This window comes from Streptomyces spinosus (assembly GCF_020400655.1).
GTDB classification, from domain to species: domain Bacteria; phylum Actinomycetota; class Actinomycetes; order Streptomycetales; family Streptomycetaceae; genus Streptomyces; species Streptomyces argyrophylli.
In genome coordinates this window covers 1-12,166 of the sequence record NZ_JAINRC010000002.1, presented here as the reverse complement: position 1 = coordinate 12,166, position 12,166 = coordinate 1, and the positions used below count along the sequence as shown (strand labels likewise).

Annotated in this window: 11 protein-coding genes; 9 read left to right on the top strand and 2 right to left on the bottom strand. The window is 72.5% G+C overall.

Annotation, left to right across the window (positions count from 1 at the left end; genetic code table 11):
• Positions 1-124 precede the first annotated feature (124 nt).
• The 3 genes from LG395_RS03915 (at position 125) to ilvD (ending at position 3,521) form a co-directional block, all read left to right on the top strand.
• Positions 125-946, top strand: coding sequence for a sugar phosphate isomerase/epimerase family protein (locus tag LG395_RS03915; RefSeq protein WP_171154002.1), 822 nt, complete (start codon positions 125-127; stop codon positions 944-946).
• Entirely contained in the window at positions 943-1,572 is a 630-nt protein-coding gene (locus tag LG395_RS03910; protein ID WP_171154000.1) for a TetR/AcrR family transcriptional regulator, read from the top strand. The genes LG395_RS03915 and LG395_RS03910 overlap by 4 nt, the downstream gene beginning before the upstream one ends.
• A 95-nt stretch (positions 1,573-1,667) precedes the next feature.
• Entirely contained in the window at positions 1,668-3,521 is a 1,854-nt protein-coding gene (ilvD, locus tag LG395_RS03905; RefSeq protein WP_225808468.1) for a dihydroxy-acid dehydratase, read from the top strand.
• Positions 3,522-3,644: 123 nt separating this feature from the next.
• On the opposite strand, the gene LG395_RS03900 is transcribed toward ilvD, so the two are convergent.
• Positions 3,645-5,897, bottom strand: coding sequence for a serine/threonine-protein kinase (locus LG395_RS03900; RefSeq protein WP_225808467.1), 2,253 nt, complete (start codon positions 5,895-5,897; stop codon positions 3,645-3,647).
• Between the two features lie 151 nt (positions 5,898-6,048).
• Between LG395_RS03900 and LG395_RS03895 the strand changes: the two genes are divergently transcribed.
• The 6 genes from LG395_RS03895 (at position 6,049) to proC (ending at position 10,612) form a co-directional block, all read left to right on the top strand.
• A complete protein-coding gene (locus LG395_RS03895; protein ID WP_171153994.1) occupies positions 6,049-6,384 on the top strand; it encodes an SH3 domain-containing protein in 336 nt (111 codons plus the stop codon).
• Between the two features lie 190 nt (positions 6,385-6,574).
• Positions 6,575-7,120, top strand: a complete 546-nt coding sequence (locus LG395_RS03890) for an EamA/RhaT family transporter (protein WP_225808466.1) — start codon at positions 6,575-6,577, stop codon at positions 7,118-7,120.
• A 107-nt stretch (positions 7,121-7,227) separates the two neighbouring features.
• Entirely contained in the window at positions 7,228-8,025 is a 798-nt protein-coding gene (locus LG395_RS03885) for a class I SAM-dependent methyltransferase (protein ID WP_171153991.1), read from the top strand.
• Positions 8,026-8,123: 98 nt separating this feature from the next.
• Positions 8,124-8,918: an ABC transporter ATP-binding protein gene (locus LG395_RS03880; RefSeq protein ID WP_171153989.1), complete on the top strand. Its 795-nt coding sequence runs from the start codon at positions 8,124-8,126 to the stop codon at positions 8,916-8,918.
• Complete coding sequence (locus tag LG395_RS03875; protein WP_225808465.1) at positions 8,915-9,721, top strand: ABC transporter permease; 807 nt, start codon at positions 8,915-8,917, stop codon at positions 9,719-9,721. The genes LG395_RS03880 and LG395_RS03875 overlap by 4 nt, the downstream gene beginning before the upstream one ends.
• A gap of 78 nt (positions 9,722-9,799) precedes the next feature.
• Entirely contained in the window at positions 9,800-10,612 is an 813-nt protein-coding gene (gene proC, locus LG395_RS03870; RefSeq protein ID WP_171153985.1) for a pyrroline-5-carboxylate reductase, read from the top strand.
• 29 nt (positions 10,613-10,641) lie between these two features.
• Here the strand turns inward: proC and trpS are convergent, their stop codons facing one another.
• Positions 10,642-11,667, bottom strand: coding sequence for a tryptophan--tRNA ligase (gene trpS / locus LG395_RS03865; protein WP_225808464.1), 1,026 nt, complete (start codon positions 11,665-11,667; stop codon positions 10,642-10,644).
• Between the last annotated feature and the right edge of the window lie 499 nt (positions 11,668-12,166).

The window sequence follows — 12,166 nt, the reverse complement described above, 5'->3', positions numbered from 1 at the left end:
CCCACAGGGGTGCGGGGAACGGCGCGGCACGCCGCAAACGACCCGCACCGGCCCAAATGGCAAACCTCACAACGGCGAATAGGCACCCAACACCGGTACCACCCGACGCCGTATGGTGACGGACGTGGCTGAACCAAGGGACGCAGACGTGCGCATCGCGCTCTCGACCGCCTCCGTCTACCCCGAGTCGACGGCGACGGCCTTCGAGATCGCCGCGCGCCTCGGTTACGACGGTGTCGAGGTCATGGTGTGGACCGACCCGGTCAGCCAGGACATCGAGGCCCTGCGTCGTCTGTCGGACTACCACGGCATCCCGATCCTGGCCGTCCACGCCCCCTGTCTGCTGATCACCCAGCGCGTCTGGTCCACCGACCCCTGGGTCAAGCTCCAGCGGGCCCGGGCGGCGGCGGAGAAGCTGGACGCCTCCACCGTCGTCGTCCACCCGCCCTTCCGCTGGCAGCGGCAGTACGCCCGGGAGTTCGTCGACGGGATCTGGCGGATGGCGAACGAGACGGACGTGCGGTTCGCCGTCGAGAACATGTACCCCTGGCGCTACCGCGACCGCGAGATGCTCGCCTACGCCCCCGACTGGGACGTCACCAACGACGACTACCGGCACTTCACGATCGACCTCAGCCACACGGCGACGGCCCGCACCGACGCCCTGGGCATGATCGACCGCATGGGGGACCGGCTCGGACACGTCCACCTCGCCGACGGCCGGGGCTCCGCCAAGGACGAGCACCTGGTGCCCGGCCGGGGCACCCAGCCCTGCGCCGAACTGCTGGAGCGCCTGGTGCACACCGGCTTCGACGGCCACGTCGTCATCGAGGTCAACACCCGGCGGGCGATGTCAGGCGCCGAGCGCGAGGCCGACCTCGCCGAGGCCCTGGAGTACACCCGCAAGCACCTGGCCGCGGCGGCCGTACGGGTGACCCGCCGGTGACCGCCTCCCCGCCGGCGCACGACCCCGAACCGCCCGCCCGGCGCCGGGGCCGGCCTCCCCGCACCGAGTCCGCGGGCACCCGTGACCGCATCCTCGCCGCCGCCCGCGAGGAGTTCTCCGCGCGCGGCTACGAGAAGACGTCCGTGCGCGGCATCGCCAAAGCCGCCGGCGTGGACTCCGCCCTCGTCCACCACTACTTCGGCACCAAGGAACAGGTCTTCGAGGCCGCCATCGAGGTCGCCTTCGCGCCCGCGCTGAACGCGCCGGAGGCGGTCGCCGAAGGCTCCCCCGACGCCGTCGGCGAGCGGCTGACCCGGTTCGTCCTCGGCATCTGGGAGAACCCCACCACCCGCACCCCGCTGCTCGCGATCGTGCGCTCGGCCGTCAACAACGACACGGCCGCCGCCGTCTTCCGCCGCCTGGTCGCCGCCCAGCTGCTGCGCCGCATCGCGGCCCAGCTGGAGCTGCCGGACGCCGAGCTGCGCGCCGAGCTGGCGGCCGCCCAGCTGGTCGGCTGCGCCATGCTCCGGTACGTGATCAAGGTGGAGCCGCTGGCCTCGGCCGACCTGGAGCAGATCATCGCCCGGGTCGCCCCCGTCGTACAGGGACACCTGACGGCTCCGTGAAACGCGCGTCCCGCGATACGGACACCGTGTCCCGCCCACTGGATGAGCGGCGTACGCTCGACAGCAGCCACACCCGTCTGAAGGAGCGAGCGACGATGCCCGAGCTGAGGTCCCGCACAGTCACCCACGGCCGCAACATGGCGGGCGCCCGCGCCCTTATGCGCGCCTCCGGTGTACCCGGTGCGGACATCGGCCGGAAGCCGATCATCGCCGTCGCGAACTCCTTCACCGAGTTCGTGCCGGGCCACACCCACCTCCAGCCCGTCGGCCGGATCGTCAGCGAGGCGATCAGGGAGGCGGGCGGCATCCCGCGTGAGTTCAACACGATCGCCGTCGACGACGGCATCGCCATGGGCCACGGCGGCATGCTGTACTCCCTGCCCTCCCGCGACCTGATCGCGGACTCGGTCGAGTACATGGTCGAGGCGCACTGCGCCGACGCCCTGGTCTGCATCTCCAACTGCGACAAGATCACCCCGGGCATGCTGATGGCGGCCCTGCGCCTGAACATCCCGACGGTGTTCGTCTCCGGCGGTCCCATGGAGTCCGGCCGCGCCACCCTCGTGGACGGCACGGTCCGCACCCTCGACCTGGTCGACGCGATCTCCGACGCTGTCAACGACAAGATCTCCGACGAGGACATCCTCCGCATCGAGGAGAACGCCTGCCCGACCTGCGGCAGCTGTTCCGGCATGTTCACCGCCAACTCGATGAACTGCCTGACCGAGGCCATCGGCCTGTCCCTGCCCGGCAACGGCTCGGTCCTCGCCACCCACACCGCGCGCCGCGCCCTGTACGAGAACGCGGCCCGCACGGTCATGGACCTCACCCGCCGCTACTACGAGCAGGACGACGACACCGTCCTGCCCCGCAACATCGCCACCTTCCAGGCCTTCGAGAACGCCATGGCCCTGGACATCGCGATGGGCGGCTCGACCAACACGATCCTGCACCTGCTGGCCGCCGCGCAGGAGGCGGGCGTCCCGTTCGGCCTCGACCAGATCGACGCCGTCTCGCGCCGCGTGCCCTGCCTGGCCAAGGTCGCCCCCAACGTCGCCAAGAACCGCACGTACTACATGGAGGACGTGCACCGCGCCGGCGGCATCCCCGCCCTCCTCGGCGAGCTGCACCGCGCCGGCCTGCTCAACGAGGACGTCCACGCCGTCCACAGCCCGTCCCTCGCCGACTGGCTGAAGACCTGGGACGTCCGCGGCGGCTCCCCGTCCGCGGAGGCCGTGGAGCTGTGGCACGCGGCACCCGGCTGCGTCCGCTCGGCCGAGGCGTTCTCCCAGTCCGAGCGGTGGGAGGCCCTGGACGACGACGCCGAGAACGGCTGCATCCGCTCCGTCGAGCACGCCTACTCCAAGGACGGCGGCCTCGCGGTCCTGCGGGGCAACCTCGCCGTCGACGGCTGCGTGGTCAAGACGGCCGGCGTGGACGAGTCGATCTGGACCTTCGAGGGCCCGGCCGTCGTCTGCGAGTCGCAGGAGGAGGCCGTCCAGCGCATCCTGACCCAGGAGGTCAAGGACGGCGACGTCGTCGTCATCCGCTACGAGGGCCCCAAGGGCGGCCCCGGCATGCAGGAGATGCTGTACCCGACCTCGTACCTGAAGGGCCGTGGTCTCGGGAAGTCCTGCGCACTGATCACCGACGGCCGCTTCTCCGGCGGCACCTCCGGCCTCTCCATCGGCCACGCCTCGCCCGAGGCGGCCTCCGGCGGCACCATCGCGCTGGTCCAGGACGGCGACCGCATCCGCATCGACATCCCGGGCCGCACGATCGAGCTGCTGGTCGACGAGGCCGAGCTGGCCCGCCGCGAGCAGGCCCTGAACGGCGTCTACGCCCCGAAGAACCGCGAACGCAAGGTCTCCGCCGCCCTCCGCGCCTACGCGGCGATGGCGACGAGCGCGGACAAGGGCGCGGTGCGCGACGTGTCCCGCCTGGGCTGAGCCAGGACAGAAGGGCCGCTCCCGACCGGGGGCGGCCCTTCGCCGTTCCACGCGGGAGCCCTTCACCGGATCACCTGGGCGTTCGCCGTCCCCGTGCCGTCCGGGCTCCCCGCGCGGCCGGGGTCACCAGGCCGACGGTCTCCCGCCGTCCACGGTGAAGACCCTGCCGTCGGGCGCGGCGGCGAGGACGCGGGCGCCGACCGGCACCGGCGCGGGCGGGGTGCTCATGACCTCGGCCGAGTTCGCGCCCAGCCGCGCCGGCGTCTGCCCGACGAGCCTGCCGTTCCCGGCGTCGACGGCGAGCAGCCGGCCGTCGCTCGCGGTGAGGTACACCCGCCCGCCCCGCACGACGGGCGCCGAACCACGGCTCACCGACGTCTCCAGGTGCCACAACAGCCTGCCCGGCCGCCTGGGACCCAGGTCCACGGCGTCCAGGGAGCCACCGGTGGCGAGTACGTACACCACGTTCCCGCGCACCGTCGCGTGCGCGCCGTCGAGGACGGCGGGCAGCGGGACACGCCGGGTCGCGCCCGTGCCGGGGGTGTAGCGGACGATCTCCTTGGCGCCGTACGCGCTGTCCACGGCCAGGAAGAACACCGAACCGCCCTGCGCCGCGAACGGCTTGAGCCAGCCACCGAGCCGTGTGTCCCACCGCACCCGGCCGGTGCCCGGGTCCACGGCGGTCACCTGTGTGCGCGTCCCGTCGGCGGACGTACGCGTCGCGAAGACCGTCGGGGCGCCGGGGAACGCGTCGAGGACCGGCATGCCCCGACCGGGCACCGCGCTGCGCCAGCGCGTGGCGCCGTCCGCGCCGTCCACGCCGGTGACCGTGCCGTCGGCGCCGGTGAGCAGGGCCGTGTCACCGGCGTACCGCACGGTCGTCCCGGCCGGCAGCCGCCGCTGCCACACCTGCCTGCCCGTTGCCGGATCCAGTCCCGCGAGCCGTGAGCCGCCGTCCGTGTACGGCTGGACCAGCCCGCCGGAGAGGGCCGGGGGTCCGCTCGTGGACCGGGTGTCGACCGAGCGCCGCCACAACAGCCCGCCGTCGCTCGCGGAGAGCGCGAAGACGACACCCGGCCGCGCGCAGAACACCTTCCCGCCCGCGTACGCGCAGTGCGGCATGCCCTCGCCGCCGACCGCCGGCCGGGCCGTCCACGTGCTGCCGGAAGCGGCCGTCAGGGTCGGTGCGCCCGCTCCCTCGGCTGCCTGATCGTTTCCGCCGGACACCCACACCGCGACGAGGGCACCGAGCAGCGCCAGCCCCAGGCTCCCGGCCGTGAGCGCCACCACCCGCCGGCGCCCCGGGCGCCGGCCCGCACGCCGGCCGGCACCCTCAAAACGGCCGGCATCCCCGGAACGGCCGGCGTCCCCGGAACGGCCGGCATCCCCGGAACGATCGGCCCCGGCAGGAGTTCCCCCTGCCTGTGCCGCCCCTGCCTCCGCTCCGGCTTCCGCGGGGATCCGCTCCTCGCCGGCCCGTTGTTCCTCGCCGGCCCGCTGCGCCTCACCCGTCCGCTGTGCCGGTATGAACGCCTGGGTGTCGTACGAGGCCGCCACCGAGCGCAGTTCCCGCATCAGTTCGTCCGGCGTGGGCCGGTCCTCGGGTTCCTTGGCCAGACACCGGCGCACCAGCGGTGCGAGCCCTTCCGGTACGCCGGTCAGGTCGGGTTCGTCGTGGACCACCTGGTAGGCGACGACGTACGGGCTGTCGGAGTCGAACGGCCCGCGCCCCGTGGCCGCGTGCACCATGACCGAACCGAGCGCGAAGATGTCGGCGGCCGGGCCGACTTCCCGGGGCCGCCGGAACTGCTCGGGGGCCATGAACGGCGGAGTACCGATCAACTTGCCGGTCTCGGTGCGCAGTTCGCTGTCCTTCGGCCGGGAGATGCCGAAGTCGATGACCTTCGGCCCGTCCTCGGCGAGCAGCACGTTGCTGGGCTTGAGATCCCGGTGCACGACCCCGACCCGGTGGATGTCCCGCAGCGCCTCGGCGAGCCCCGCCATCAGCCGGCGCAACTGCTCCCTGGACATGGGGCCCTTCCGCTTCACCTGCTCGGAGAGGGTCGGCCCGGGGATGAACAGGGTGGCCATCCAGGGACGTCCGGCCTCGGGATCGGCGTCCACGACGGGTGCCGTGAAGGCCCCGCTGACCCTGCGCGCGGCGGCGACCTCCTGCCGGAAACGGCCCCTGAACTCGGGATCCCGCGCGAATTCCGCGTGTACGACCTTCACCGCGAGCCGCATCCCCGAGGTGCTCCGGGCGAGGTGTACGACCCCCATGCCGCCGGAGCCCAGGCAGGACTCCAGCCGGTAGTGCCCGGCGTACTCGGGAAGTTCCGCTTCCGCGCCCGCTCCGGTGTTGCGCTGTGGCGCCATGGACCACCCCCGTGCTCTTCGTCCGCGCGCGCGACGCACGGAGCCTAGTCGATGACTCGTACGGGACAGAGGCGGCTTGCTAGCGTCTGCGTGCGAGTCGCGCACCAGCGTTTCGCGCCGAGTTCAGGAAGACGACGGGGGAGGACCATTCATGTCGGTCGACCGTGCACAAGAGGCCGAGGCCATCGAGAACGCAGCCGGTGACACCGGGAGCGTGGTGACGGAGGCGGCGGCAGCCGTCCGCACCTACGCCGTGGCGCCCGGCGTCAGGCTCAACGTCCGCAGCGGCCCGGGCACCCAGTACAACCTGGTCCGCGTCCTGCCGGAGGACGTCCGGGTGCCGATCTACTGCCAGACACCCGGCACCACGGTGACGGGCACCTACGGCACGACGAACATCTGGGACCTCATCGACAGCGGCGAGTACGTCTCGGACGCCTACGTCCACACGGGCAGCGACGGCTACATCGCCCCCCGCTGCGGCTGATCCCCACCCGTACCACCGGGCGCCGTGAGCCCTCCGTCCCGTCCGGGCCGTGCCCGGGCGGGACGGAGGCCGCCGACGCGAAACCGCCGCCCGGCGGGCACCGCACCCGGCCGCCCCGCACGAACCCCGCACCCCATTCCGCCCGGACCCCGCCCGGAAGCCCGTCCACGGTCGGCGCCATAATCGTGTTGTGAGCGACGAAACCGGCACCCCGGACACCTCGGCGGGCTCCCCCGGCCGCGCGGCCGAGGGCGACGGCGCCCCGCCGCAGGGTGGCGGTCCCCGCCCGGAGCCCCTGCGGTTCTTCGGCACCTCGTGGGTCGACCACGACAACGGCTACGCGGCCCGCCGCGCCGGCGTCGCCGTCGGTTCCCTCGCCGCCGCCACCGTCGCCTGTCTGGTGCTGCGCCTCGCCTACGAGGGCATCCGGATCGCCGAGTCCGGCTCCTTCGTGACCGTACTGGTCGTCGCCATGTTCGCGATCTGCAGCGCGCTCGCCTTCCGCAACACCTGGGAGGGCTTCGGCAAGCGCCACGACCCGCAGCGCCAGGCCTCCCTGCGCGGTCTGCTCGCCATCGGCTTCGTCGGCACCCTCCTCGCCTACTTCTTCCGCTCCCTCACCGAGGCGCCGGGCGAGAAGCTGCACCGCGAGGAGTACGAGCAGGCCCGCGAGGCCCACGCCCGCCGCACCACCCGCCGCACCGGCAACCCGTCGAGGAAGAAGCGCCGCCGGTAGGACGGCACCGTCGAAACGAACACAGGCGCGACGTCGACGGCGGAACCGCGACCGCGGGACGGAGAACCGGGTACGGCAGGCACGCGCGATGCCGTAGACAGGACCCCATGACCGTCACCGAGCCGTCGCCCGCCGACCCGGGCGCCTCCCACGCCGCCCGCGCCGCGTCCTTCAACTCCGCCGCCGCCCAGTACGCCGCGAACCGCCCCTCCTACCCGCCCGCCCTCCTCGACGCCGTCGAGGAACTGGCCGGCCGCCCCCTGCCGGGCGCCAGGACGGTGGACGTCGGCGCGGGCACCGGCATCGCCAGCGCCCTCCTGCACGCCCGGGGCGCCGACGTCCTCGCCGTGGAACCCGGCGCGGGCATGGCCGCCGAGTTCCGCCGCGCGCTCCCGCACGTCCCGCTCGTCCGGGGCAACGGCAACGCCCTGCCCGTCGCCGACGCCCACGCCGACCTCATCACCTACGCCCAGGCCTGGCACTGGACCGACCCGGCCCACTCGGTGCCGGAGGCGCTGCGCGTGCTGCGCCCCGGCGGTGCGCTGGCACTGTGGTGGAACACCGAGGCGCTGGACGTCGAGTGGATCGCCGACGCCGCCCGCCGTGTCGGCCGTTTCCTGGGCGTCGACGTCGCCGCCGAGGCGCGCAAGGCCAGTGACCGCGTCGAGCTGGCCGACCCCAGCGGACGCCTGGACTTCGCCCGCCGTACGGTCCGCTGGAGCCGCCGTGTGCCGGTCGACACCCACCTCGCCAACATCGGCAGCCACTCCGCCTTCCTCATCACGTCCGAGGAGCGCACGACCGCCTTCCTCGAAGAGGAGCGCGCCCACCTCCTGAAGGTCTTCCCGGACGGCACCGTCGAGGAGACCTACGACGTCCTCCTCCTGGTCGCCCGCAAGCCCTGACCCCACCCCCGGCCCCCTTCACCGGCTGCCACCGCCTCCCCCTTCTCGTCCTCGCCCCTTGACGCCCCGACCCCTCCAGCCCAATTATTCATCATGTGATGAATTACGAGCCGGACCCGCCGGACACCGCTGCCCCCGCCCCCGCCGTCCACGCCGACGACCTCACCGTCACCCGTGGCCCCCGCACGGTCCTGCACCACCTCCGCTTCACCGTCCCCCGCGGTCGGATCACCGGCCTGCTCGGCCCCTCCGGCTGCGGCAAATCCACCCTCATGCGCGCGATCGTCGGCACCCAGGCCAAGGTCACCGGCACCCTCGACGTCCTCGGCCGGCCGGCAGGCCACCCCACCCTCCGCAGCCGCATCGGCTACGTCACCCAGGCCCCCTCCGTCTACGACGACCTCACCGTCCGGCAGAACCTCGACTACTTCGCCGCGATCCTCGACCCCGGCCGCGCCGCCGCCGACCGCCGCCACCAGCACGTCACCCAGGCCATCGCCGACGTCGACCTCACCAGCCACGCCGACGCCCTGGCCGGCAACCTCTCCGGCGGCCAGCGGGGCCGCGTCTCGCTCGCCGTCGCCCTCCTCGGCACCCCCGAACTCCTCGTCCTCGACGAACCGACCGTCGGCCTCGACCCCGTCCTGCGCAGGGACCTGTGGCAGCTCTTCCACGACCTCGCCGCCACCCGCGGCACCACCCTCCTCGTCTCCTCCCACGTCATGGACGAGGCCGAGCGCTGCCACCGCCTGATCCTCATGCGCGAGGGCGAGCTCCTCGCCGAGGACACCCCGGGCGCCCTGCGCAGCCGCACCGGCGCCGACACCGTCGAGGCCGCCTTCCTGAGCCTGGTCGACGAAGCCGCAGGCCGCACGAGAGAGAGCACCCGATGAACGCCAGCCCCGCGACCACCGCGCGTACGACGACCCCGGCGGCTCCCACCACGGGCCCCAGCGCCCTCAGCGCCTCCCGCACCACCGCCACCGCGGCCCGGGTCCTGCGCCAGCTGCGCCACGACCCGCGCACCATCGCGCTGCTGGTCCTGATCCCCTGCCTGATGCTGATCCTGCTGCGCTACGTCTTCGACGCCAGCCCGCGCACCTTCGACGACATCGGCGCCTCACTGCTCGGCATCTTCCCGCTGATCACGATGTTCCTGGTCACCTCCATCGCCACCCTGCGCGAACGCACCTCCGGCACCCTCGAACGCCTCCTCGCCCTGCCCCTCGGCAAGGCCGACCTCATCGCCGGCTACGCCCTCGCCTTCGGCGCCCTCGCCATCGTCCAGTCCGCCCTCGCGACCGGGCTCGCGGTCTGGCTCCTCGGCCTCGACGTCACCGGCTCCCCCTGGCTGCTCCTCCTCGTCGCCCTCCTCGACGCCCTGCTCGGCACGGCCCTAGGTCTCTTCGTCTCGGCCTTCGCGGCCTCGGAATTCCAGGCGGTCCAGTTCATGCCCGCGGTGATCTTTCCCCAGCTCCTCCTCTGCGGCCTGTTCACCCCCCGCTCCGACATGCACCCCGTCCTGGAGACCGTCTCCGACGTCCTGCCGATGTCGTACGCCGTCGACGGCATGAACCAGGTCCTCCGCCACACCGACATGACGGCGACCTTCGTCCGCGACGTCCTGATCGTGGCCGGCTGCGCGCTGCTCGTGCTGGGCGTGGGCGCGGCGACGCTCCGACGGCGCACGGCGTGACCGAGGGCCCCGACCGCCGGCGTTCCGTTCAGCGGACAACCCGCCCGCGCCCCCCACCCCGGTGCCAGACTGAACCGCATGAGCCAGAAAGTCGCAGTCCTCGGCACCGGCAAGATCGGCGAAGCCCTGCTCAGCGGAATGATCCGGGCCGGCTGGGCCCCCGCCGACCTCCTGGTCACCGCCCGCCGCCCCGAACGCGCCGAAGAACTCCGCACCCGTTACGGAGTCACCCCGGTCACCAACACCGAGGCCGCCAAGACCGCCGACACCCTGATCCTCACGGTCAAGCCGCAGGACATGGGCACCCTCCTGGACGAACTCGCCCCGCACGTCCCCGCCGACCGCCTGGTCATCAGCGGAGCCGCCGGCATCCCCACCTCCTTCTTCGAGGAACGCCTGGCCACCGGCACCCCCGTCGTCCGCGTCATGACCAACACCCCCGCCCTGGTCGACGAGGCCATGTCGGTCATCTCCGCCGGCAGCCACGCCACCGAACAGCACCTCGCACACGCCGAGGAGATCTTCGGTGGCGTCGGCAAGACCCTCCGCGTCCCCGAGAGCCAGCAGGACGCCTGCACCGCACTCTCCGGCTCCGGCCCGGCGTACTTCTTCTACCTGGTCGAAGCCATGACCGACGCCGGCATCCTGCTCGGTCTCCCGCGCGACAAGGCCCACGACCTCATCGTCCAGTCCGCGATCGGCGCCGCCGTGATGCTCCGCGACAGCGGCGAACACCCCGTCAAACTCCGGGAGAACGTCACCTCTCCGGCCGGCACCACCATCAACGCCATCCGCGAACTGGAGAACCACGGCGTACGCGCCGCCCTCATCGCCGCCCTCGAAGCCGCCCGCGACCGCAGCCGCGAACTCGCCTCCGGCAAGAAGGACTGAACAGGCCGACCCCGCCGAGCGCCGTCCGGCTACCGCGCGGCGCTCAGCGAGGGCTCCGCCACGGGCGGCAGCAGCCCGATCGCCCGGTAGGCCCTATCGACCGTCGGCCGAGCCAGCGCCCGCGCCTTCTCCGCACCATCCCGCAGCACCCCCTCCACATACGCCGGATCGGCGCACAGCTCCCGGTGCCTGGCCTGCACCGGCCGCAGCACCTCCACCACCGCCTCCGCGGTGTCCTTCTTCAAAGAGCCGTACGAGTCGTAAACGTCCGCCAGTGACTCAGGGTTCCCACCCGTGCACGCGGCGAGGACGTCCAGCAGGTTCGCGAGGCCCGGCCGCTCCGCCCGGTCGTAGACGACGTCCCGCCCGCTGTCCGTCACGGCCCGCAGTACCTTCTTGCGCACCGCGTCGGGCTCGTCCAGGAGATAGACGACCCCCGCCCCCGAGTCGTCGGACTTCCCCATCTTCCGCGTCGGGTCCTGGAGGTTCATCACCCGCGCCGCCACCCGCGGAATCGTCGCCCTCGGCACCACGAACGCCTGCCCGTAGCGCTGGTTGAACCGCACCGCCAGGTCCCGGGTCAGCTCCACGTGCTGCGCCTGGTCCTCACCGACCGGCACCTCGTCCGTGCCGTACGCCAGGATGTCCGCCGCCATCAGGACCGGATACGTCAGCAGCGACAGCCGCACGCTCCCACCCCGGTCCCGTTCCTTCGCCGCCTTCTCCTTGTACTGGATCATCCGCCGCATCTCACCGTCGGTCGCCACGCACTCCAGCAGGTACGACAGCCGCGTGTGCTCGTCGACATGGCTCTGCAGGAACACCGTGCACACCTCGGGGTCGAGCCCGGCCGCCAGCAACAGGGTCGCCGTCTGCCGGCTGAGCCTGCGTACGCGCGCCGGATCGTGCTCCATGGTCAGCGCGTGCAGGTCCACCACACAGAACAGCGAGTCCGCCCGGTGCTGGTCCACCTCGGCCCAGCGCCGCATGGCCCCCAGGTAGTTGCCCAGGGTCAGGTGCCCGGTCGGCTGAATCCCGCTGAAGACCCGAGTCATCTCCACTCCACCTTCTGGTCGGGACCGCCGCCCCCGCGGCCGGCCCCCGGGTCCCGGAGGGAGATACGAGAACGGCCGCCGAAGCGGCGGCCGTTGAGTGCATACGTGAGTACGGCCGCCGTCAGGCGGCCCACCAGAGCTGGGTGCACGTACGCGTCATCACGCCCTCCACAGTACGCCCCCGGTGTGCCTCGCGGCGGCGAGTTGACACACCCTCCGCCGATACGTACTGTTCTCCGAGTTGTCCGACGTGAGCGCCGACCCCGGTCGGTCCCCGGACAGCCATTCCGCAAGCACCACCCACTCAATCGACGCTGTCCGCGTCGGCTGTTTTGGCGTGCGTATTTGCGAAATGAGGAATCCGCGTTCGAAAGGACGGCGGCCACCCGATTAGCTCGGGAGCCGGGAATCCGCTAAAGTCTCACTCGTCGGAACGGCCCAACGGCCGGGAAGACGAACCCCGCTGACCGGGGATCAGACGCCGAAAGGATCTGATAGA